Here is a 22,128-nt window from a genome sequence, read left to right on the forward strand (position 1 = left end):
TGTAGCCCCCTTTATTAATTAATCCCTTTAATCCTCTCAGACATAACCGATAATAAAAATTTCGGAAGTACAAGTTGTCGCTTTAATCTTTTCGGCTGTGAGAGTAACCTATACAGCCATTCAGTTCCAGTATCCCTCATTATTTTTGGTGCTCTTTTTACAGTACCAGATATTATATCAATCATACCTCCGATACCAATAGATAGCGGAACGTTTAATGTTTGTATGTTTTCATAGATGAACTCTTCTTGTTTTGGTGAGCCTAGTCCTACGAGTAGTAAATGCGGCTTGAACTGCTTAATTTTCATTTTTATTTCTTCTATTTCTTCACCATTTACAAATCCATGCTGTCCTTTAAATTGTGCTCCTGGGAACTGCTCATTTAATTTTTCTAATGCCTTTTTATTACTTTCTGGCGCAGCTCCAAAAAGAAAGACACGATATTCATTGTCGTTACAATATTTTATTAAATCGTGAGTTAAATCCGCCCCAGTAACACGTTCTTTCAAAGTTCCTTTTAATATTTTCGAGCCAATTATGACACCAATCCCATCCGCTGTTATTAAATCCGCAGATAGTAACATCTTTTTAAACTCCTTTGATTTTTCCGTATTTTCCTTTGCAGACATAACAATTTCAGGATTTGCAGTTACTACAAACCTGGGTTTCTCTTGTTGTTCATGTAGCCAACCTTTTAATAAACTTATAGCTTTTGCATATTCTAAAGTTGAAAAAGGTATACCTTTTATAAACTGCTGATCCACTGTACTCTCCCCTTACATAAGCTGCAAATATTTATCAATGTCTTTAGAAATTTGAATAAAAGCTTTATTCCAAAATTCATAATTTCTTATATCTATTTCAAAATGTTTTTTCATAAGCTCCTCTACTGGAGCCTTTCCTGTTTCTCGTAAGAACTCTTTATATTTCGAATGAAAAGTACTTTTACCTTCTTGAGCTATTTCTAATAAGCTAAAACTTACTAAATATCCAAATGTGTATGGATAATTGTAAAAAGGAACATCTGCTATATAAAATTGAATATATTTCATCCATACAAACGGCTGGTATTCACTTAAAGCTTTTCCATAAGCTTCTTTTTGTGCAATTATAGATAATTTCTCAATTTCATCAGCACTTAAAGGACCCTCTTTACATTTTTCATAAAATGTTTTTTCAAACTGATACGATGCTCGTATTGCCATTACATAATTAAAACTATTTCTTATTTTCCAGCTAAGTAATGACTTTTTCATATCTTTACTATCCGTTGTTTCAATTAGATAATTTAAGAGTACCGTTTCAAAGAAAATAGATGCTGATTCAGCCGTACTCATTGGCAAGTAATCATCTAAAAAAGATGTAGATTGTTCAAAACTCATATTATAAAAATGCCAAGCATGTCCTAATTCATGAGCGAGCACTCTTACACTATCTATACTCCCATCATAACGAATGGAAATTCGCGATTCTTTCTCACTGAAAAATGGAGCACAAAACCCACCTGGTGGTTTATTCTCTCTCGGTTCAGCATCTACCCAACCACTTTCTATCGCATTACGTGCAAATTCTGCTAATTCTTCATCAATATTCTTACATGCATCATAAACGTTTTGTATTGCTACTGAAAAAGGAATCATGACCTCATTACTTTCCTTTACCGTCATAAGTTCATGCCATGTAATTGAAGCTTTTCCTTTCTTATACACGTTTAAAGCACTTACTAATTTATCAAGGTTTTCTTCTGTCGCATTCCACATTTGGAATAATACAGTTTCTGAAATGCCATTCGCATGAAAAGATTGTGTTAAAATCTCTCTATCTTCTATTTCATTACTCTTTGCATTACGCAATCTCCCTATTTGATTTAATACAGTAGCAAAAATTTCTTTATCCTTATGTAAAGTACTTGTAAGTAACTCGAATACTTCTAATCTTTCCTTTTCATTATCACTATTCATTGCAATAGTATTTGCTTGTCCAAAGGATAATTGTCTATTATTGCGCTCTATTTCTATCCTATCCCGTAATTGTATGTACATATTTTCCCACGCATTAAGCTCATCTTTTATTAACTTAGTATTATCTGAAGTTTCCACTTCATTATGTTTTATTACTTGCTGTAATTCATTTTTTAGTTCCTTCACTTTCACGGTCAATTTAGTAAGGTCAGATGGTACACTTTCTTCAACTGATCTACAGTACAAATAGTATTCTGCTTTTTCAATAGCTTGTATTAGCTTTGAAAGAACCTCTACATCTTTTGTTACAAAATATTGCTCTTTCAACTCCAAAATCGGAAATAGAATATCCTCATTCGAATACAATCGATTTAAATCCCATCTAGCAATTTCTTGCATTTTTATAGCCACCCCCTATTTTTACAAATAGTTACAGATATTTCTCCCCACACAATTATATATGAAATGGCAAAATTTTGATATCTTCAAATATTTAAATTCCTACAAATACATTCTTATTTATACTCTTTTCTTCTACCATTAAGTATCATTCCACATATAAAAAATACTCCCTCTACAAGAGAGCAATTCATATAGGAAAACTTCAAAGATTTTATCTTCACCAATACCATATCGACCGGTAATCACAGATTAAAGAAAAAAGGATTGATCAAATGATCAATCCTTTACTCTACTTCATTTAAGAAAAATAACGTTATAACGCCAGGTCCTGTATGTGCTCCGATTGCTGCACCAATTGTATTTACGATAAATACTTCACAACCGAATCTTTCCGTAATTAATGATTTTAATGCTTCCGCTGTTTCTAAGTCATCACCATGAGTCATACCGATTGTTTGACCTTTAAGGTCTTTACCACGTTCTTCCATAATATCAACAATTCGGCTTAATACTTTCTTTTTCCCTCTTACCTTTTCAAGTGGTACAAGTTTTCCTTCTTCCACGTTTAAGATAGGCTTAATGTTTAGTAAACCACCGATAAAACCAGCTACTTTACTTAAACGTCCACCTCTAACAAGGTACTGTAAGTCAGCTACAGTGAAGATGTGCTCCATATGGTTCATTAGAAAAGCGACACGGTTTAAAATATCTTCTTTTGATGCGCCGTCTTTTGCCATTTTAGCAGCTTCTAAAACGACAAGACCTTGACCAAGCGAGGCGCATTTTGTATCAATAATTTCTAAATCTAAATCTGCATATGTTTCTTTTACTTCCTCTTTAATGACAACTGATGATTGATATGTACCAGACAGTTCAGATGAAAAAGCTAAATATATACAAGGATTACCTTCTTTTGCATAAGAAACAAATTTTTCTTGGAAAGTTTCAAGCGAAGGCAATGACGTTCTATAAACAGCGCCTTCTCTCATTTTTTGCAATAATGTAACTGACTCTAATGTTACTCCATCTAAATACTCTGTTTCTGCTTCATCATATACACGGAGTGGGATTAAATCAATATCATATGCTTGCAGCAATTCTACTGGTAAATCCGCCGCACTATCCGTAATGATTTTAACACTCATTTTTAAACCTCTATTCTGTTATAAATATAAAATAATAAAATAAAAATAGTACTTTTAAATTATATACGTAAAACTTAAATGAAGAAAGGAAAACACTTTATATTGTATGCACTATTCTTCAAAACTTGAACTATTAATGAAAATGATTCTATTTTAAACATCCTTTTCTTATTATTTTTCTATAACACGAGTAATTTTATAAGTATTTTGTATCAGTATATTTTACTTCTTTAACTTAATATTATCTTTTCAAATTTATACTGTTTAAAATTTAAAAGCCAAATCCAATAAAGGAAATGGCTTTTAAATTTTCGTAAAATAACCAAACTTTATTTTCCATCACATTGTTTGTTTACATTCATACTTTGGTGATGTTGAATATTAGTCCAGTTATGATAAATATTTATAGCCTGTACTATAATTAAAACAGTGAATATTTACCTGTAAGATGCACTATATCTAAAAAAGGTTAAACATTTTATAAAATATTTAATTTTACTAGTAAAGCTAATAAAATTTGGAGAAGAATTTGAACATTTACTGCTATGTCTGTATCTGTAGTCGTAACTGTAACATTTCTAGAATTTCTAATAACAGTTTCTTGTTTATTAATTTGTTTAATAGATGATTTTTGAAACAATTCTTGTGCTACACGGTCAGCTTTTTCACTATCTGCTATAGAAATACTTATTATAACCACGATAGCTGCTTGTAATGCAGCTTGAATAGATAACGCAGCTTTTGTATCTGTAGTCGTAACTTCTACATCTGCTGAATCTACAATTGTAATAGATTCTTCAGAAATTTGGTAAGTTTTACTTTCTTGTGCTGCAGCTTCTGAAACGGTATCATTTTTAAAAGATGGATGAGGATTTGAGGAGTCTAATGCACTCCACCTTTTATTTTCATCTGAATGACATGTTTTCTTCATACATTCACCCCCTTTCAATCTAAATAATTATTAACTTGTGATTGTATTTCAGAAACAATACTTTTAATTTGCTGCTTTTTTTCTGGCGATAAATTTTTTAGTTTTTCTTCATTTATCCCATGCCTATTAAAAATATCTGAGAGTAAAAGGTCTATAATTATATTCTTTTGATCCTTATCAAACTTAAAGGAAGAAAACTTATTTAAATCATCCATTTACAATATTCACTCCTATCAGTTTTCTATAAAAATTTAGATTAACTACCAGCATTATATGTATTTAAATAAAAAATGCTTGGACAAGTAACTTAATCTTTTATTTTCACGGCTTTTTACTAATAAAATTAAAAAGCTGTCTTCTAATACGAAGACAGCTTTCCTTTACTTCACATATATAAGTTTTATTCACTGTTAAATAATAGGTTCACCTTTGTTATTGTGTAGTTTTCCACACTTAATTTCCCATCAATCTTGAATATTAATTCGGTCATAATGAGAAAGTCCAAGCTTGTACCACATATTACAACAAAAAATATTTACTTAGTGTGAACCCTTATAGCTAAATATAAATAGGATAGACACTTTATAAAATGTTTAGTTTAACTAGTAACGCTAATAAAATTTGAAGCAGAATTTGAATATTCACTGCAATATCTGTATCAGTAGTTGTTACGGTTACGTTTCTGGAATTTTTAATAAATGTTTTTTGTCTATTAATTTGTTTAATAGATGATTTTTGAAACAATTCTTGTGTTATTTTATCTGCCTTTTCACTATCTGCTATAGAAATACTTACTACAACCACAATAGCTGCTTGTAACGCGGCTTGGATAGATAGTGCAGCTTTTGTATCTGTAGTCGTAACTTGTACATCTGCTGAATCTACTATTTCAATATATTCCTCAGAAACTTGATCGATTTCATCTGTTTGTATAGCTTCTTCTAAAAAATTTGCATTTTTACTAAATGAATAAGAATTCACTGATTCGGAATCCTGTTTTTTTGGTTCAGAACCCCGATTTAATGGATCACGTTTTTTCTTTCTTCTACAAACTTCACAATCACACATAAAATCACCCCTTTTAGTCTAAAAAATTAGCAATATAAAAATATTGGCTAACTACTAGCATTTTATGTATTTTTTAAAAAATTGTTTGGACAAGTAACTGAATTTATATTTTATTTCTAATTCTTTTTTGTAATAACAAAAAGCTGCCTTCTAATAAGAAGACAACCCTCTTTTATTTCACATTTATATAAAAGACCCATACTTAAATACACTTAACTTCATATGATATATTGCATCCTCTCTTTTTAGAATGAGTAGTCGTTACTGAAGGGCACTTTTCGAAGTGCTCTTATCTTTAATCCCCCTCTTTTTCAGGAAGAATTTTTTTTACTAAATCCTAATATGATTTGTATCACTAGGGCTGGCGATTACCACATTTCCTTAATAGCTTCAATGAATACAGTAGCTACTAATTAAAATAACCCTATGATTTTCTCTACACTTAAACAATCGTACGTTACCGAACACATAAACTAATTTTTATTTTGACTATGTAACACTAAATTCACAAGATTATTATCCTATGTTTGGTGAAGCCATGATTTCAATGCCAGCAATCCCACACTTTTAACTAATAACTTAAACAAATGTGCTATCTCAAGGTTCTTTTGATATAGTATCTTATGTTCTATATAATGAAGAGAGCGCTAGTATTCCGAAGGAGGATGTATATGAGTATTCAATTGGCCACATCTAACGATTTAGAATGGATTAATAACCAATATGACTCAATAGGATTTGTACGGAGTGATTTAAAGAGAGATAAAGTTGCAATTATTACATATAACAACGAGTATGCAGGTGTTGGCCGATTAGTCCAAATAGATGAAGATACTTTAGAAATGGGCGGAATTTTTATTCTGCCTCAATTTAGAGGGCTACAATTAGCTGGTGAGCTTGTTTCATTTTTAGTAGAAACTGCAAAAAAATCACAAATACAAAATGTATATTGTCTTCCTTTTGAGGAATTAGAAAACTTTTATAAGAAATATGGATATACTGAAGTCGATACTACGAAAGAAGCAGTCCATCCAATCATTCTAAAAAAATATAATTGGTGTTTGGAGAATTACGATAAACACGTTCTACTCTTCAAATTGTAAATGTAATAAAAAAATATATTCTCAATCGTTTTTCTATCAGTACTCCTAATTGGAGCTAAGGATTAATCAAAGATATTTTATCTCTCCTTTTATAAATGGCTGATTAAAACTCAATGTTCTGTCAATACTATAGGTAACATGATTGTATTTCTCCATTCCCCCTTGGAGAAGAGCAGTTAGCTTTTGCTAGCTGCTCTTTTATTTTTTCAAAAAGTCACATAAATATCTTTAATTCCAAACATTCAAAAGATAAAATATGATAAAATTGTTATGAAGATATTTACCAACTAATAAATACGCCCTAGGCTTACGTACTAGGGCGTATTTATTTTTTAGTATGTAACTCCTTCACTCATCTATTATCTACAAAATAAGTATCATATGCCTTATCAAATTCATATCCTAACTTTTCTGCTAGTTTAGCAGATGTAGTATTCGCTGCGTCCCAGTTTGGATACTTTCCATTTTCTAAGCAATCCAATATAATAGCTGCACTAACTACAGTTGCCAAGCCCTCTCTTCTATGATTGTGATCAGTCGCAACTTCAATTTCAATCCCGTCATTATAAATACTATACGAGGATGCACCGCATACAACTTCTCCGTTATATAAAATGCTATAACCTATACCACGGTTTATATAATCTTCTACCGAATGAAATTGACTTGTAAAATCTTCAGATATCTTATGTAATTTGGGGCTATTTGCGATATGCTCATCTATTCTTCTTAACTCATATTCTTTTGGAAGTGTTGATATAAAAGATTGTAATTTTGAACGATTAAAAACTTCTGGATTTCGTTTGAATTTATAACGTAAAAACTTATCTATTTTTCTTTCATGGAATGTTTCTAAGCGTTGTTTCCACTCTTCACTATTTACGATAACTAAAATTCTTTCTGGAATATTACGTAATAACTCTTCTGTTTCTTTCGTATTTGGGTCTCCAGCGTAAAATGTAAAAATCCCTACCGTAACTTGTGCTACTTTTGGATTTTCAAGGTCATTTACCCAAGCAGTACCCATATGCCCTTGTAAATAAGAAAGTAAAACAACGTTATTGAAATCCTCAAACATAGAAACTAGTTTTTTTCTTGTATGTATATTCGCTTCATATATCATTTACATTCCCGCCTTCTTTAGAATCAACTACTCTTAACATTTTCATGAGCGCTCCATAATTCGTATTCATATACATACCCACCTGTTCATCATAAAAGCAATTGACTATTAAATTAAAACTTCGAATATTTATAAAATATCAGTAAACATAAAATGATTATAACATCTACTAACTATGAAATGATCAACCTATAAAATAAGTCAACAATAAATATATTTCTTACCCGTTAACAAACGGTTTGAAGGACCAACATAATTAATTATGTAACAACCCTCAACAATAGTTTGAGGGTGCATTTAAATACATGTATTATAACTCATTTTTATAAATAAAAGATTCCGTCTCACCGTTCTTATATACTTTAGTCAATTTAACAACTGATTTGTACGTGTTAACGTCATCCTCTATCATTTTTTTATCTCTTCTATTTCGGCATCACCAGTTCCGCCCTCTATTTTTAAACAGTTCGAAATGGAAAGGTATCCGCTTGATGCCAATATAAAAATAAAAATCGTATCAGGAAAATTAATAAATAATAATCCGTAGTTTAAAGGGTCTCCAGCTGGATGTGATAAAAGTAATCGAAAACCTACCAGTTCAGGTACTTGAACAAAATCTCTAGAAACTCTCGGTTCACAACCCACTTACACTCCATCCCTTCTCTATATAGAATTGCTACTACATATATATGAGAAGAAAATAAGAAAAGCTTGGACAATATAACTTTAACGTAACATTATCGTTACCTACTTGTACATTTATATGGAAATTACACCAATTTTGAGTAAGGACACATAATTTTTACTATAAATACATATAACAATTTCATCTTTCATAAAAAAAACGTTATAATGAGGTGTAGCCTCTACGATTACGTTATAAAGGAGATTAAAATTATGGCTAAAATTAAAGTGTACCAAGCAAAAGAAGAAAATATGGATGCAGTAAAAAATATCATTGATGTTGAGGAACAAAACCCAACTACTGAAAATTTACAAAATCTATATGCGTGTGTATTAGATACTGAAGATATGGCATTGCCTGAATCATATATTGAAGAAGATATCTTAATTGATTCTATTGAAGTTATGGTTAACGCTTCTCAAAGCAAAGTAAGAGACTTAGGCGCATACGATGTAATCGAAGTTCAAAACAAAGGCAAGAAAACGCAAATTTTATTACTTGCAGACGAAGAATACGAAATTATCGAAGGCTAATCTAACACCGTACATACGAAAAAGCTCCTTTCCAATTGGAAAGGAGCTTTTTCATTACGCTTTTGATGTTTCACTCTTTTTATTCATTTGTTCTTTCTTAATTACCATACGCTCATTTCCCATAAAGAAAATGAATATGAATGCTAATCCAGCTGGTACCAATGCCCACATGAATGTTTGAACAATTGAACTAGAAAGAGCGTCAATAATTTTATCTAATATTTGCGGAGGGATTTGAGATCTTGCCGATTCTGATAAAATGGCTCTTGAATCCCCTAATTTTGTATTCATTCCCCCGCTCATCCCTTTAAATGCTTCTTCTAATTGATCTTGGAAACCTGTTCTTTGGATCATTCCGAAGATTGTAATACCTAGTGTCATTCCTAATGAACGAATGAAGTTACTCGTTGAAGTCGCAGATCCACGCTGTTCCATACCGAAGTTATGAATTGAAGCCATACTTAGTACAGAGAATGAGAAACCTACTCCAAATCCGATAATAATCATATAAACTGTTAATAATACACGACTTGTTTCTGGCGTTAATGTACTTAATAAGAATAATCCGATTAACATAATAACAGCAGAAATAATCATAATGTTTCGGTAGCTCAGCTTAGTCGTTAAAAATCCACCTAACTGCGCTGTTACGACTGATCCTAGCATCATAGGTAAAAGTAATAATCCTGAGTTTGTTGCAGTCCCGCCGTATACACCTTGAATGAATAACGGAATGTAAACAGTTGCTGACATAAATGCAGCACCGTAACATAATGCAATAATTGTACTCATTCCGAATAAGCGCTGCTTAAACATCTCAAATGAAATAATTGGTTCTTCTACTTTTCGTTCAATAAAAATGAATGCGATGATTAAAATAGCGAATCCACCAAATAAACTTAAAATAAAGCTAGAATCCCAATCATATTTTTGTCCGCCTAGTTCAAGCGCAAACATTAAAGAAACTACTGCACCAACTAAAGTAATTGCGCCAAACCAATCAATTTTTTGCTTTCTATGAACGCGTGATTCTTTATAAAAGAATGTAATAAAAATAAGTGCTAAAATGCCAAGTGGTAAGTTAATATAAAATACCCAGTGCCAGCTAATGTAATCGGTAATATATGCGCCAAGTAATGGCCCGAAAATACTAGATAATCCAAATACAGCTCCGAATAAACCACCCATTTTCCCGCGTTTTTCAGGTGGAAAAATATCAAAAACGATAGTAAACGCGATCGGCACTAATGCCCCGCCACCAATACCTTGAATGGCACGATAAATACCTAACTGTGTAATATTTTCAGCAGTACCACAAAGTGCCGAACCAATCATAAAGACAATTAAACCGAAAATAAAGAATCTCTTTCTACCATACATATCTGATAGCTTACCGAAAATCGGCATGCCTGCCATTTCTGCGACCATATAGGCAGAAACGACCCATACAAAGTTTTCAAGGCCTCCTAAGTCACCAACGATTGTTCCCATCGCCGTTACAACAATGGTATTATCCATCGATGCCATTAAAATACCTAGCAATAAGCCCGCCACAACAAAGCCGAGCTTATTATTCTTCTCAACCATATCTCTTGCTCTCCCTCATACTACTTATATTTGTTTATGTTCTTTTACGACTGCATTACCTTTTTGATTAAAACTAGTATGATATTCTACAACACTAATTTCACATCCAGGACCAATTGTGACGTTGTTGCCTCTTACCACTTCAGCGATCGTATGTTCTAAATAGATATCATCTCCTTCAACAATCGAAGTTTGGAGGCTCCCAGCATGACTAGTAAAAGGAATAAATCTCGCCTTTTTACGAACGGTAATTTTTTTACCACCAATTTCTCTTATCTTACTGCCTTCATAACGAAGTGAAATTTCAATATTTTCAGCATTAAGTAATCCATCACTTTCAAGACCACCAGTTAATGATAAATCTTCTACTTCAATATCTCCCTTTACATTTAAAGCACCTTTTACATCTACGAAATCACCTGAAAACTTTCCTTCAATATTTATCATACCTCTAACTTTTGTTTTTTCAATATGAGCATCACCATGAATTTGTGTATTACCATATACTTTTACATATTCCGCATCTACATTTCCTTGTACTTCGTTATCTCCATACACGACATAATTTTTCACTTTCACATTACCGCGTACATCACTCGTTCCGTACGTTTTAAACTCATTACAACTCATATCATTCGTAATTGTTCCTTCACCGCGAATCTTCACTTTATTATAATCTCCGCCTGCTGAATTACCAGAACCATTTACTGTCAGACTATGTGGATGTTCCATACTGATTTCTCCCTTCCGTTAAACCTGCTTAATTTCTTTTACATTTGCATTTTTATCAACAGTAAGAACACCAGTATATTCAATCAGTTCAATCTCACAGTTTGCTCCTACTGTAACATTGTTTCCTCTTACCGTTCTTATGTGAGCATAATCAATATCGATATTGTCACCTTCTAATAGTTCAGCTTCTAACTGCAAGCCAAACACTGTTTTAAATAGCCTACTAAATGTACCTGATCTATGTCTTACTTTAATCGTTTGACCACCAATTTCTTTCGCTCGACATGTACCGTGAATATTTATATTAATTTCATCTGCGTTTAATAAACCACCGATTGTAAATTGTCCTTCTGAAGAAAAAGTATCCACTTCACAATTACCGTCAATTGTAGCTTGACCATTGACTTTAAATTCTTCACCAGTGACATTTCCACCTATCGTACCTTTTCCTGCAATTTTCAAACTGTTTGCTTTTACATTTTGCGTAATTGTTGCTTTTCCATCAATTCGCATCGTTTCAGCATGAACTGTGCCATCAACTTTACCAGATCCGCTAATTCGTGCACTACTACTTTTCAAATTGCCAGTAACTGCACCGTAACCGTTACATTCAAATTGCTCACATTCAACATTTCCATTCACAGTTCCTTTTCCGTTTAATTGCACTTTATGAAACTCGCCGCCATTCGATGAACCGTAACCATTTATAATCAAATTATCTGTACGCATACTTTCTCCTCCACTACAACAATTTAGTTTTTAATGCTTCGGTATATTTCATAATCGCTTCGCGTAAAACGATTTTGGTGCCTTTTTCAAAAATTAAATCGTCCACGTTTGAAACTAATAAACATGTAGAAATCCCTAACTTTCGGACAATGATTAAGTCACAAGTTTTATGTTTAATTGCTTCATAATTTTCACGTAAAACTTGCAAGACCATTTTTCCTTCTTCTAAACTAATCTCTCCTGATTGTAGTAATTCTTCTAACATGTACACATAAAGAATATCTACAAATTGAAAATCTGCTCTTTTATTCGTTTGTTCTATGAAAAATTGTAAAACTGGTTCTGATGCAATCCCCTTGCGTAAAATGTCTTCCTTTGTTAAAAGAATTTCTCTCACACTCGGTGAAAACATGTTAGCTAGTTCATCAAGTGATAAATCCTCTTTCATCGTTTGGATTTTATCGATACGCTCTAATATCTTTTCTTTCGGAAAAAATGTCTCTTGACCTGTAAACGTTGATTTTCGTACAAACCAATCTTCCGGAATTAAATTTTTTCTTTTCCACCTATATAACTGTCCATATGAAATACCAGTTAGTTCTAATAAATCTTTTTTTGAAATTAAATCTGTACTCAACTGTATAACACTCCTTCCTGATAATAATGTAACATAACACTGTTACGCTGTAAATAAACTTTTATCACAAGTAGCGTAACAATGTGTAAAACAAACCTATTCCTACATACAAAAAAGGCTCTTACACACCTTATGAAAATGTGCAAAAGCCCTTATATATCAAGACTTAAACCAAATATTATAAAAATCAATCCAACCTTGTGAATTAATCATTATATTTTGAACTTTTTCATGTGTACTTACCTCTTGTTTATTACGATATAAAGGAATAATATGAATTTGACGTAACAAAGTATCCTCGATATCACGTAACAGTGTAACTCTTTTCTCTAATTCTTCTTGTCTAAAATAAGGAGACAACTTTTCATGAAAGTCCATGCTGCTTTGTCCATGAATAAAACTATTTTTTGTAAGAAACATATATAATAGACTATCTTCTATTCGTTCACTAATTGTGGCACTATCATGCATCATATCGGCCTTTTGTATCGTACTTACTTCCAATAGCTCTTCTATATCAAGAAAATTATTTTCTACACGAATCCCATATTTCGCACACTCTTTTTGTATCCACTGTGCATCTTCAACATGATCTCGTCCTGTAAATGTGTAGAGTTGTAGCACTTCATTATGATAAGTACTCCTTTTAATTAAACTTTCTACATCTTCCTCAATCTCTACAATGCTTTCACCTGCTAATATTAGTTTTTTTGCCACTTCTCCACGTTCTCCGCCGAGTTCTTGAACGATTGTATAACCATGAATGATGTTATATAACGCTTTCCGAAATAACTCATCTTGCATTGGTCCTTCTTTCGTAAGATTACATGTTATATATGTCACGTTCGACTCAAGCCGAGACAATTCTTTATTATGTTTTTCTTTATCTTTATACTGCGCCTTTACTAAAACATCGTATGTACCTACACCTTGTTCTACATTCCACAACTCAACACGATCTAAAAAAGGTCTTTCACGAAAATATAAAGGATGTCCTTCTAAAATGAACAGATTTTCATTACTTTTATATAATTGAAAAGGCCCGGTTCCAATTAGCCCTCCTGCTTCATCTTCATTCACGATAGAACACTGTTCTGCACTTAGCATATGTAAAAACATTCGATTTTCTGTATGTAATTGAATTTCGAAAACGTAGTCATCCACTGAACGGATACTTTCAACGTGTTGTAACATCCATGCGTGTGCATTATTTTCCAGCTTCATAAATCGATTCAACGAGTATATAACATCATGTGCAGTAAGTTGTTTTCCATTATGAAAGTGAACTCCTTTTCGTAAGTAAAACGTCCATATTTTTTCAGCGTCATTATATTCCCAGTGAAATGCAAGTCTTGGCTCTATAATGTTTGTATTACCGTCTACATACACGAGTGTGTCGAATATATGTTTTACCATATGGCATTCTGAGCGCATTGTAGCGTATACAGGATCTAATGTGATATCTAAATTCATTTGTACTTGCAACCGGAGTACATCTCTTCTCCCTTCAGATGTCATTTCAACCTTATGACCAAATATTGAATCCACCCAGGAATGATATTCTCCCTTTACTGATGGAAAATGTGAGCTATAGCGTTCCACAAATATACTTCCGCTTTTCACATCCCCTTTTTTCGTTATTTCTTTTCCTCTATCTAAAATTAAAGATATCGGGTGCTTTTGAAATATTAACTTAGACCGATTTCCTCTGCCGCGACCTGGAAACCACTTGATCCAATTTAACTCATCTAATTTTTTTATAATTAACTTACTATTGCGCTCTGTACAAAATAATGTACCAGATATATTTTGCACTGTTACTTCCAATCGTTCTCCCTCTTTTTTTCCTTTTCCATAAGCAATCCATAGTTCAATGTATTGATCTAAAATAAACATCATACTCCCCCTAAAAGGTGAAAAATCCTCCCTATAGTCTCTACCCTTTTTCCAACTCTCCTTTCATCTTATCATTTCAATATAGAAAGGAGGAATTACTGATAAATATGGCCGAAAAAAGATTATGTTACTCGGATTATTACTACAAGGTGTTGCAATCGGCAGTTTCGTTTTCGCTCAATCTGTTTTTATATTTGCACTGTTATATGTCATTAATGGTATTGGCCGTTCCTTATACATTCCAGCTCAGCGTGCACAAATTGCTGATTTAACAAAACAAGAGCAGCAAGCAGAAATTTTTGCTCTCCTACAAACGATGGGAGCAATTGGATCCGTAGTCGGCCCTTTAATCGGTGCATGTTTTTATAATACTCACCCAGAATATTTATTTATCGTGCAAAGTGTAACCCTTACGATATATGCCGTTGTTGTTTGGACCCAGCTCCCAGAAACCGTTCCACCTATGAGTAAGTCGAAACAAACAGTTGAGGCAAGTTCACCAAAGCAATTTATTTTTAAACATTATGCTATATTCGGTCTTATGGTTTCTACACTCCCTATTAGCTTTTTTTATGCACAAACTGAGACGAATTATCGTATTTTTGCAGAACATGTATTTCCTAATCTCGTATTCATACTCGCATTTATTTCAACATGCAAAGCCATTTTGGAAATCATACTACAAATCTTCCTCGTAAAATGGTCTGAACGATTTTCTATGGCGAAAATCATCCTTATTTCTTACGCCTGCTATACAATAGCTGCAGTTGGCTTTAGTTATTCAACGACGATATTGTCGTTATTCTTCACCTTACTCTTTTTAGTCATTGGAGAAAGTATTGCTCTAAACCACTTATTACGATTCGTTTCAGAAATTGCACCTCACAATAAACGTGGTTTATATTTTTCAATTTACGGTATACACTGGGATATATCTCGAACGTGCGGACCAGTTATTGGTGCAGTTTTATTAAGTAAGTTAAATGGAAGTATGCTGTTTTATATTTGTGCTAGTTTCTTATTAATTGGAGGTATTGTTCAAGCACTGTTTGTTCAAAATTTAGAACGTAAAAAAATCACGAACCAGCCTACACATAATTTATAGGTTACTACTTTTTCAGTAGATCAATATTTCTTATTGGATGAATATTAAAAAACAAAAGTGAAGTATTTCGCGTATGAAAGTATGTTTTATATGGCAGGAGACGTTCCTTATTTACAACTAAAAACACCTCATTTAAGGAAAGTGAGGTGTTTTTGAAATCACTTAATTTCTTATCCTGCCATTTTATTAATACTATCCTCTGGTGAAAATACAGAAATATGATCTACCTTACCAGTCGATTTTGGAATGACAAATTTCAGCTCATACTGGTTATTTACTTTGTATACATATATTTTATCTTCACCATTCTCTTTAACTGAAGATGGTTTTCCTAATGCTTTTTCAATTTCTTGTAATGTAATCAATTTTAGTTCTGCATGATATGAGCGTACATCAAAAACTTGTGACCCTTTATTAAATCCGAAAACAATATTTTTATTTGTAAAAGTTGCGTACATTCCGTTCCCTGCATATTCGGTTTTATTTGCTTTCCCCCACGCTTTTTCAATTTCTTCAATATCCCCTGTATGGGCTCCAAATGGTACATTAGGTACTTTTCCTTCTTTTGCGAGTTCAAACAAATCTTTAACGTGGTTAATTGATTTTTGATTAAGTGTTCTATTTTTCGAATCTGGGTCAGGCGATGGTTTTGTTGTTTTTTCATTGCTTGGTTTTGCTTCAGGATTTTTCTGTTCTTCTGAAAAATTACTCTGTTCATTTTTATTATTTTCCGAGGTTGGATTTGTTTCCTTTTTTTCGTCTGTCTCTTTACATGCGGCTAGCGCAAACATACATGTAAACACCAAAAATAACATAACTATTTTTAAATATATTTTCATCATCTTTACCCCCTATTGCATCTTATTCATTTCGTTAACCAACCCATTACACTACTTTTCAAATTATGTTTGTTCCAAAAAAGTCAGTGCTTCACTCTCTCCAAAAGCTTGTACAAAATATATTACAAAAGCTGTTTCTAAAAAGTAACCAAGTCTGTTATATCCGAAGTAACTACCTCCTGATAAACGAAACCATTTTCATCTCCTTATTTAAACCTTCTCTTCTCAATGATAATATCCTCTATCTATAACTTAAAACATGCTCTCACAACAGCTCCTTGAAACAGAAAAAAACCAGTAGGAAGTGATTACTCTTTTCCTACTGGTTAAAATAAAATTATACGGTAAATCTTAGCTTCTTAAAAAATGTAGCGATAGTATTTTTTACAGTTTCAAAATTATAAGCAAACGTGTTATCTCCACTTAATGATGAAATACATGTTAAACCTGCAGCTTTAATAAAAGCTTTTACATCTACAAGCATAAAATTAGCCTCCATGAATTTAATTACAATCATTATAACAGGTGTTTTACGATGCTAACATGAAAGTAATAAATAAATTTCTATTATTAATTTATCCCGCTATTTGCCGGGCAGTAAGATCCCCACCTCAAAATTCAGCGGAAACAAAGAAGTTAGGTGGGGGCCCTGCTGTCCGTAAAAGCCCGATTGGTGAGGGCTGATAATCAGTGGGGATGAACACCCCACTGATTAAAGTTTCACTTTATTTAGCTCACAGTACACCATTCCAATGTCATATAAAAAAGCTGCCCAAAAAGGGCAGCTTCAAATATGTATATTACACTTCGATTGATTTACCATCTTCAACAATATGATAAAGTAAATGCGCTAAATGATGAATTGGACCGTATTCTTCCTCTTCCTCATCTGTTTCACCTTGGAACTCAAGATCGTTTAAGTACAGTGCTAAAAATTGATAGTATAGTTTTAAATCAAATCCGTAGCACGCAGTTGGCTCTTCATGATCACCTTCGTATTGTAACATTAAGTATTGATCGTTTCCTTCTGCATCTTCTGCATCAAAGAATACGAAGAATCCAACGTTTGTATCTAAATCAAATAGATGACGAGTGCCTTTTTCTGTTGCTTTGTTAAAGTCCTCTTCACTTAATTTATGTACTGTTGTCGCTTTAGCATTATCTTCTTGATGGAAATTTACTGTGAATGTTTTCAATGCTGACACCTCCTGATTGTATAATACTAGCATAACATATAAAAAGGACTGCTTACAAATGTAAACAGTCCTTACATTCATTTTCGCATTGCTCGTAATAAGAAGCTTACGATGAAAATTAAAATGATCGCACCGATTAAAGCTGGAATAATTGCATATCCGCCAATGACTGGACCAAAACTACCAAGTAATTTCGAACCAACCCAAGAACCGATAATACCAGCAATAATATTACCAATTACACCACCAGGTACGTCTTTTCCAGTAATTAAGCTCGCAAGCCATCCTAATATACCACCGACGATTAAAGACCAAATCATATAATAACCTCCTTTACATTTCACCAATCAAAATATAATTAGAAACAATTGCTTACCATTAGTTATGTGACATTTTTCATAAGTTATTCATGTTGTTCAACTTTAAGATTTTTGAGAATAATACACACAGATTAAACCTTTTTTTGAACTAACGATTTATCCGACTTGTTATTACACACATTAAGGACAATCTGGCTTCAATATTGTTCGCATAAACTCTTCTTTAAAAGCTGCATAGTTAAAACCAACAGCAATTCTTTGAATCGGCCGATCATCAAACCTTGTTGGCTCAGCTATTTTTCTAAAGTCTGCTACACTTTGGCCCCTAGTCACATCATTTGTCGTACTAATCCACACTGCCGATTTTTTATATTCGAAAATACTGTCATTTATAAACGAGATAAACGGTAGTAAATCGTGTATAGGACTTCCACCAATACCCGGATATTCTTTTTTATAAAAGTTCTCATAATAAAAATCAATCATTGGTTTAATGAGTTTCGCCTGTCCAGTTCCTTGTTTATCTATTATATTGGCCATTTCAGGTGTTATAAGCGCGCCCTGTGTTACATTTAACGGGTATATGCTAGCGTTTTTCGCATATTTCATAACAATATTTGCTGCAATTGGATCACCATAAAAATTCGCTTCAGATACTGGTGTAACATTACCTGGAAATAGGAAAGCGCCGCCCATTATATAATACGAACAAATACGATCCATTATATTTGGATACAATAAAAATAACGTAGCAAGCGTCGTTAGTCTCCCTGTCGCCACAATTATAATATCTTCTGGACAAGGTTCGATTAATTTGATTAATTCACAAAAATTTTCTCGTTTACAAATTCTCATCTCAGGTGGAATAATAGGACCTAAACCGTGATCCCCGTGGATTTCAGGGAAAAACAAAGGCTCTTCAGCTGTCATCGGTCTACTCGCACCTTCAATAATTTTCACTTGTGTAGCATAGTACCTTTCTAAAAAATAAACATTTTCCGTAACGATATCTCGTGATACATTCCCGTACTCAGCAACAATACCTAGAATATCTAATTTACATGTTTTATTTGCATAAATTAACGCTACGGCGTCATCAATACCAAAGTCTCCAAAAAAGATAATTTTCTTATTAACTATTCTCACCCCTCTTGAGCATAATCTACTATTATTATTATGTAAAAAAGACAAGGCGGTGAAACAGCGCAAACTAAAAAAGCCGCCTATTTATTGGCGACTTCAATCTTTTTATAAGACAAATATGCAAGTACATTTTTACTTGAATCGTATTTCGGGTTATTTCCTTTTCTCGGCTCTCTCATATGTGTCTTTTCAAATCCAGGAATGTCTGGCATTTTCCCCATAAATTCAAGCATTTCTTCCTCAGTACCTTCAATGCGTACACGAATCATTATAACTATTCCTCAATTCTCAGTTTCTCTGTACTAAGTATATCGTACTTCAGAAAGACTGCAACACATTTATCTTTTTAACGTTGTACTTTTTTTACATATAAACATAGCCATTTCAGTATAGAACGATTCTACTTTATTATTTTTAAATTGAATATTAAAATATCCCTTCATTTCGTTTGGTGCTTTCATCATACATTCTGTTAATTTTTCACGCTTTTGTAAAGGGACATCCATCATATTACACCACCAGTCAAAATCAAACTTCTTATCAAAAGTAAGACATGACTGCATTTGCAAACCGTTTTTTTCTAATAAAGTAAGCCATTCTGTCTTTTTTAGAGCTCGTTCATGACTTGGGTCACGCTTTTTTTCTATAAAATTATAAAATGTATCATATTCATTATTTTCTGGCGAAACATTATCTATTAAGATGAATAATCCATTATCCTCCAACGTACGATTTACTTCATAAATAAATTGAGCCGGACTCGTAAAATGATGGGCTGCAATCCGGCATGTAATTGTATCAAAAAAATGGTCTGCAAATGGTAAATTCTCTGCATTTCCTGCTACAAAAGATACATTTTCATGACCATTCTGCTTTATAAAAACTTTTGCTTTTTCTAACATCTGTTCTGTTAAATCAAGTGCAACTACTTCTTCAAACATAGGTGCTAACATATTTGCCACATGCCCGCCACCAGTAGCAACATCAAGAAGACGATTATTATGACGAGACTCAACTTGTTGAACTACATATTGTAAATCCAGTCCTTTAGCATGTATTTTACTATTTACATATTTATCTGCATTGCTGCCAAACTGTTTTTTCACAAGCTCTTCTTTACTCATATTAGCATCTTCTTTCTATTGTTATTTACATATACGACTCATATAATTATTACAATTCTCTTAATGTATTTTCAAATCCTCTTTTCATCTCACTTCTTATCATATTACCTTTCATTAAAATAATATAATTTTGCATTTTATTATTAAACAAAAAAAGGCTATGGGAACTTCCCCCCTAACCTGAATAAATATTTACTACATTTTTATTTCTTCGTATATATCTATATAATATAAATCCTCTTTCAACTTCATAATAACATCTACTTCGTTATAAGTAGCCTCACGAGCATGTAAACCAAATTGATCCATACCAATCCATATCCACCCAGGTGTAAGATATAAAACATCTATATTAAAATAATCTAACTTAGTAAGCTCCGATGTAATAAATTTATCTTTATTAGCGATTTGTTTATCTATTAAACCGTATTCTTTCCCATTTTCAAATAGCGATATAAATTTCCCTACAATCGGATGTTCACGAACAATAAAATGATATTCTTTTTCTTCTATATTTACCACAATCAAACGAGAAACAGATAAATCAGGCCCTGAATTCGACATATTTGTTTATTCACCTCCTTATATAGGCTTCTTAAATATGATAACAAATGAATATTCAAATTAAGTTAATATAATGTAAAAAATAAAAAAGCTGATTTCTCTTTAGAAATCAGCCTTTATAATTTGATCAACTTTATTCTTTTACAAATTATTATAATGTTTCTTTTTCCTCATCATTTCCAGAAACTAAATTTCCTATAGCATCCGCTGTTACTTCCACTACAAATTCACAAATACCAGCTACAACTTCTCCAATTATTTCATCCATCTTTTTACCCCCTTATTTTATGTAACCTATTTGCATTATAGAAGAAACTGGTAAATACAAACTATCGAAAAAGGTGACATAAACCTTACAGAATTGTAAGCTCTTTCATCCCTTTACTTATCCCCTTTGAAACTCCAAGTATTTTTAGCAGACATATAGGCCATCATAATATGAAGCAAGTAATAATCTAGTGTCAGGAGGCGTTTAATATGTATTACGTAAAATTAATTAAAGGTCAATCTTTCTACGCTTTTGATCATCGTTTCTTAGTGTCTGAAGAAGAAGAGGTTTCAGAGAAAATTTATAATTACTTACGACGTAATGAATTTTTTGAAGTACGTAAAGAAGAATATTCTGCTTAATTACAAAAAGCATTAAGAAAAATATCATCTTATTGTGATATATTCTTAATGCTTTTATGTGAATTTCTTCTTTTCAATAATTATTGTTGACTCTATTAAATAATCTAGTATTTGTCCAAACTAATTATTCACTATTTTCATATTCTAGTATATGAGGAGGTGAAGAATATGACTCATATCATTGATTACCAAGCTACTCAATCTATTAGTAAAACTGGTGAAACAACTTTTGCAATCCCATCTTCTCCAAATAAAGCAATTTTAGCAAATTTGAAATTGCGAATTTCAAGTAGAGATTCACGTAATAATCGAGTAGAATTAATCGCTACAATTGGTATAGAAGGTATAACTGAGACTTCACAAGTTTTATTCCGAATTTTCCGTGATAATATTGAAATTTTTAATGCACAAGTAGGTATTGAATCTACAGATTCTGAACAATTCTATGTACAAACATTTCAAGCTATAGATCAAAACGTTAGCAGTGGAACACACGAATATTCATTAACTGTAGAAAACCTTACTAGTGGTGCAAGCGCAGAAGTTGTTGGCCCACTATCTTTTAGCGCTTTAGCTATTGGACAAGAGCGTAAATGTTGCTAAGTGAATCTAATATTTAATTTTGTACTTGAGAAAAGCGAGGCGTAGTTATACGTTCTTGCTTTTTTATATGTC

At 32.4% G+C, this 22,128-nt stretch carries 25 protein-coding genes and 2 pseudogenes; 5 read left to right on the plus strand and 22 right to left on the minus strand.

Going from position 1 to position 22,128, the window contains the following annotated elements; genetic code table 11:
* Positions 1-14 precede the first annotated feature (14 nt).
* The 6 genes from NST86_RS14410 to NST86_RS14435 form a co-directional block, all read right to left on the minus strand.
* On the minus strand, positions 15-764 hold the full coding sequence (locus tag NST86_RS14410; protein WP_000372655.1) for a WecB/TagA/CpsF family glycosyltransferase: 750 nt from the start codon (positions 762-764) through the stop codon (positions 15-17).
* 12 nt (positions 765-776) lie between these two features.
* On the minus strand, positions 777-2,360 hold the full coding sequence (locus NST86_RS14415) for a M3 family metallopeptidase (protein WP_016118083.1): 1,584 nt from the start codon (positions 2,358-2,360) through the stop codon (positions 777-779).
* Positions 2,361-2,647: 287 nt separating this feature from the next.
* Positions 2,648-3,508, minus strand: coding sequence for a DegV family protein (locus NST86_RS14420; protein WP_000111646.1), 861 nt, complete (start codon positions 3,506-3,508; stop codon positions 2,648-2,650).
* Positions 3,509-3,986: 478 nt separating this feature from the next.
* Positions 3,987-4,439: a spore coat protein gene (locus tag NST86_RS14425; protein WP_000750488.1), complete on the minus strand. Its 453-nt coding sequence runs from the start codon at positions 4,437-4,439 to the stop codon at positions 3,987-3,989.
* 14 nt (positions 4,440-4,453) lie between these two features.
* On the minus strand, positions 4,454-4,654 hold the full coding sequence (locus NST86_RS14430) for a spore coat protein W (RefSeq protein WP_000342253.1): 201 nt from the start codon (positions 4,652-4,654) through the stop codon (positions 4,454-4,456).
* A 367-nt stretch (positions 4,655-5,021) separates the two neighbouring features.
* Positions 5,022-5,507, minus strand: a complete 486-nt coding sequence (locus tag NST86_RS14435; RefSeq protein ID WP_000332786.1) for a spore coat protein — start codon at positions 5,505-5,507, stop codon at positions 5,022-5,024.
* Positions 5,508-6,178: 671 nt separating this feature from the next.
* Here NST86_RS14435 and NST86_RS14440 point away from each other — a divergent pair.
* Complete coding sequence (locus tag NST86_RS14440; protein WP_000027151.1) at positions 6,179-6,610, plus strand: GNAT family N-acetyltransferase; 432 nt, start codon at positions 6,179-6,181, stop codon at positions 6,608-6,610.
* Positions 6,611-6,962: 352 nt separating this feature from the next.
* Here NST86_RS14440 and NST86_RS14445 read toward each other — a convergent pair whose 3' ends face one another.
* Together NST86_RS14445 and NST86_RS14450 are read right to left on the minus strand one after the other, a co-directional pair.
* Positions 6,963-7,733 carry a GNAT family N-acetyltransferase gene (locus NST86_RS14445; protein ID WP_016118084.1) on the minus strand — a complete coding sequence of 257 codons (771 nt, stop codon included), beginning with the start codon at positions 7,731-7,733 and terminating at the stop codon, positions 6,963-6,965.
* A 310-nt stretch (positions 7,734-8,043) separates the two neighbouring features.
* Positions 8,044-8,369, minus strand: a pseudogene (locus NST86_RS14450) (BC_2878 family exosporium-associated protein); the annotation flags it as partial.
* A 261-nt stretch (positions 8,370-8,630) separates the two neighbouring features.
* Here NST86_RS14450 and NST86_RS14455 point away from each other — a divergent pair.
* Positions 8,631-8,951 (plus strand): hypothetical protein, encoded by a 321-nt coding sequence (locus tag NST86_RS14455; RefSeq protein ID WP_001062731.1) that lies wholly within the window; start codon positions 8,631-8,633, stop codon positions 8,949-8,951.
* Between the two features lie 54 nt (positions 8,952-9,005).
* Here the strand turns inward: NST86_RS14455 and NST86_RS14460 are convergent, their stop codons facing one another.
* The 5 genes from NST86_RS14460 to NST86_RS14480 all read right to left on the minus strand — a co-directional run bounded on the left by NST86_RS14460 (position 9,006) and on the right by NST86_RS14480 (position 14,532).
* Positions 9,006-10,538: an MDR family MFS transporter gene (locus NST86_RS14460; RefSeq protein WP_016118086.1), complete on the minus strand. Its 1,533-nt coding sequence runs from the start codon at positions 10,536-10,538 to the stop codon at positions 9,006-9,008.
* A 24-nt stretch (positions 10,539-10,562) separates the two neighbouring features.
* Positions 10,563-11,270 (minus strand): hypothetical protein, encoded by a 708-nt coding sequence (locus NST86_RS14465; protein WP_000400909.1) that lies wholly within the window; start codon positions 11,268-11,270, stop codon positions 10,563-10,565.
* An 18-nt stretch (positions 11,271-11,288) separates the two neighbouring features.
* Complete coding sequence (locus NST86_RS14470; protein WP_001258387.1) at positions 11,289-11,999, minus strand: bactofilin family protein; 711 nt, start codon at positions 11,997-11,999, stop codon at positions 11,289-11,291.
* A 13-nt stretch (positions 12,000-12,012) separates the two neighbouring features.
* Complete coding sequence (locus NST86_RS14475; protein WP_000102244.1) at positions 12,013-12,636, minus strand: YhbD family protein; 624 nt, start codon at positions 12,634-12,636, stop codon at positions 12,013-12,015.
* A 159-nt stretch (positions 12,637-12,795) separates the two neighbouring features.
* Positions 12,796-14,532, minus strand: a complete 1,737-nt coding sequence (locus tag NST86_RS14480) for an ABC transporter substrate-binding protein (RefSeq protein ID WP_000470200.1) — start codon at positions 14,530-14,532, stop codon at positions 12,796-12,798.
* A gap of 94 nt (positions 14,533-14,626) precedes the next feature.
* Between NST86_RS14480 and NST86_RS14485 the strand changes: the two genes are divergently transcribed.
* Entirely contained in the window at positions 14,627-15,637 is a 1,011-nt protein-coding gene (locus NST86_RS14485) for an MDR family MFS transporter (protein WP_340934846.1), read from the plus strand.
* Positions 15,638-15,807: 170 nt separating this feature from the next.
* On the opposite strand, the gene NST86_RS14490 is transcribed toward NST86_RS14485, so the two are convergent.
* The 9 genes and pseudogenes from NST86_RS14490 to NST86_RS14530 form a co-directional block, all read right to left on the minus strand.
* Entirely contained in the window at positions 15,808-16,479 is a 672-nt protein-coding gene (locus NST86_RS14490; RefSeq protein ID WP_001987496.1) for a YjgB family protein, read from the minus strand.
* 23 nt (positions 16,480-16,502) lie between these two features.
* A pseudogene (locus NST86_RS14495) lies at positions 16,503-16,674 on the minus strand (aminopeptidase); the annotation flags it as partial.
* Positions 16,675-16,813: 139 nt separating this feature from the next.
* Positions 16,814-16,960 carry a hypothetical protein gene (locus NST86_RS14500; RefSeq protein ID WP_000959548.1) on the minus strand — a complete coding sequence of 49 codons (147 nt, stop codon included), beginning with the start codon at positions 16,958-16,960 and terminating at the stop codon, positions 16,814-16,816.
* Positions 16,961-17,276: 316 nt separating this feature from the next.
* Positions 17,277-17,672 (minus strand): hypothetical protein, encoded by a 396-nt coding sequence (locus NST86_RS14505; protein WP_000847587.1) that lies wholly within the window; start codon positions 17,670-17,672, stop codon positions 17,277-17,279.
* 77 nt (positions 17,673-17,749) lie between these two features.
* Positions 17,750-17,992 (minus strand): GlsB/YeaQ/YmgE family stress response membrane protein, encoded by a 243-nt coding sequence (locus tag NST86_RS14510; protein WP_000638306.1) that lies wholly within the window; start codon positions 17,990-17,992, stop codon positions 17,750-17,752.
* Between the two features lie 180 nt (positions 17,993-18,172).
* Positions 18,173-19,138, minus strand: a complete 966-nt coding sequence (locus tag NST86_RS14515; protein WP_001223681.1) for a nucleoside hydrolase — start codon at positions 19,136-19,138, stop codon at positions 18,173-18,175.
* 77 nt (positions 19,139-19,215) lie between these two features.
* Positions 19,216-19,404, minus strand: a complete 189-nt coding sequence (locus NST86_RS14520) for a DUF3970 family protein (RefSeq protein WP_000621885.1) — start codon at positions 19,402-19,404, stop codon at positions 19,216-19,218.
* 69 nt (positions 19,405-19,473) lie between these two features.
* The gene (locus NST86_RS14525; protein WP_000031305.1) at positions 19,474-20,259 is read right to left on the minus strand and encodes a class I SAM-dependent methyltransferase; all 786 of its coding nucleotides are present in this window, start codon (positions 20,257-20,259) and stop codon (positions 19,474-19,476) included.
* A 195-nt stretch (positions 20,260-20,454) separates the two neighbouring features.
* Positions 20,455-20,823, minus strand: a complete 369-nt coding sequence (locus NST86_RS14530; protein WP_000071478.1) for a hypothetical protein — start codon at positions 20,821-20,823, stop codon at positions 20,455-20,457.
* Between the two features lie 477 nt (positions 20,824-21,300).
* Here NST86_RS14530 and NST86_RS14535 point away from each other — a divergent pair, with 477 nt between their 5' ends.
* Entirely contained in the window at positions 21,301-21,453 is a 153-nt protein-coding gene (locus tag NST86_RS14535; RefSeq protein WP_000291905.1) for a YqbF domain-containing protein, read from the plus strand.
* 168 nt (positions 21,454-21,621) lie between these two features.
* A complete protein-coding gene (gene exsC / locus NST86_RS14540) occupies positions 21,622-22,056 on the plus strand; it encodes an exosporium protein ExsC (RefSeq protein ID WP_016118089.1) in 435 nt (144 codons plus the stop codon).
* Positions 22,057-22,128 lie beyond the last annotated feature (72 nt).

It is taken from the genome of Bacillus sp. FSL L8-0199 (assembly GCF_038005705.1).
Taxonomy (GTDB): domain Bacteria; phylum Bacillota; class Bacilli; order Bacillales; family Bacillaceae_G; genus Bacillus_A; species Bacillus_A cereus.

Coding starts and splice junctions, on each gene's coding strand:
- NST86_RS14460 (WP_016118086.1), bottom strand. CDS start 10,538: ATGGTTGAGAAGAATAATAAGCTCGGCTTTGTTGTGGCGGGCTTATTG.
- NST86_RS14490 (WP_001987496.1), bottom strand. CDS start 16,479: ATGATGAAAATATATTTAAAAATAGTTATGTTATTTTTGGTGTTTACA.
- NST86_RS14445 (WP_016118084.1), bottom strand. CDS start 7,733: ATGATATATGAAGCGAATATACATACAAGAAAAAAACTAGTTTCTATG.
- NST86_RS14470 (WP_001258387.1), bottom strand. CDS start 11,999: ATGCGTACAGATAATTTGATTATAAATGGTTACGGTTCATCGAATGGC.
- exsC (WP_016118089.1), top strand. CDS start 21,622: ATGACTCATATCATTGATTACCAAGCTACTCAATCTATTAGTAAAACT.
- NST86_RS14535 (WP_000291905.1), top strand. CDS start 21,301: ATGTATTACGTAAAATTAATTAAAGGTCAATCTTTCTACGCTTTTGAT.
- NST86_RS14500 (WP_000959548.1), bottom strand. CDS start 16,960: ATGCTTGTAGATGTAAAAGCTTTTATTAAAGCTGCAGGTTTAACATGT.
- NST86_RS14530 (WP_000071478.1), bottom strand. CDS start 20,823: ATGTCGAATTCAGGGCCTGATTTATCTGTTTCTCGTTTGATTGTGGTA.
- NST86_RS14510 (WP_000638306.1), bottom strand. CDS start 17,992: ATGATTTGGTCTTTAATCGTCGGTGGTATATTAGGATGGCTTGCGAGC.
- NST86_RS14430 (WP_000342253.1), bottom strand. CDS start 4,654: ATGGATGATTTAAATAAGTTTTCTTCCTTTAAGTTTGATAAGGATCAA.
- NST86_RS14465 (WP_000400909.1), bottom strand. CDS start 11,270: ATGGAACATCCACATAGTCTGACAGTAAATGGTTCTGGTAATTCAGCA.
- NST86_RS14425 (WP_000750488.1), bottom strand. CDS start 4,439: ATGAAGAAAACATGTCATTCAGATGAAAATAAAAGGTGGAGTGCATTA.
- NST86_RS14420 (WP_000111646.1), bottom strand. CDS start 3,508: ATGAGTGTTAAAATCATTACGGATAGTGCGGCGGATTTACCAGTAGAA.
- NST86_RS14520 (WP_000621885.1), bottom strand. CDS start 19,404: ATGATTCGTGTACGCATTGAAGGTACTGAGGAAGAAATGCTTGAATTT.
- NST86_RS14480 (WP_000470200.1), bottom strand. CDS start 14,532: ATGTTTATTTTAGATCAATACATTGAACTATGGATTGCTTATGGAAAA.
- NST86_RS14415 (WP_016118083.1), bottom strand. CDS start 2,360: ATGCAAGAAATTGCTAGATGGGATTTAAATCGATTGTATTCGAATGAG.
- NST86_RS14440 (WP_000027151.1), top strand. CDS start 6,179: ATGAGTATTCAATTGGCCACATCTAACGATTTAGAATGGATTAATAAC.
- NST86_RS14455 (WP_001062731.1), top strand. CDS start 8,631: ATGGCTAAAATTAAAGTGTACCAAGCAAAAGAAGAAAATATGGATGCA.
- NST86_RS14435 (WP_000332786.1), bottom strand. CDS start 5,507: ATGTGTGATTGTGAAGTTTGTAGAAGAAAGAAAAAACGTGATCCATTA.
- NST86_RS14525 (WP_000031305.1), bottom strand. CDS start 20,259: ATGAGTAAAGAAGAGCTTGTGAAAAAACAGTTTGGCAGCAATGCAGAT.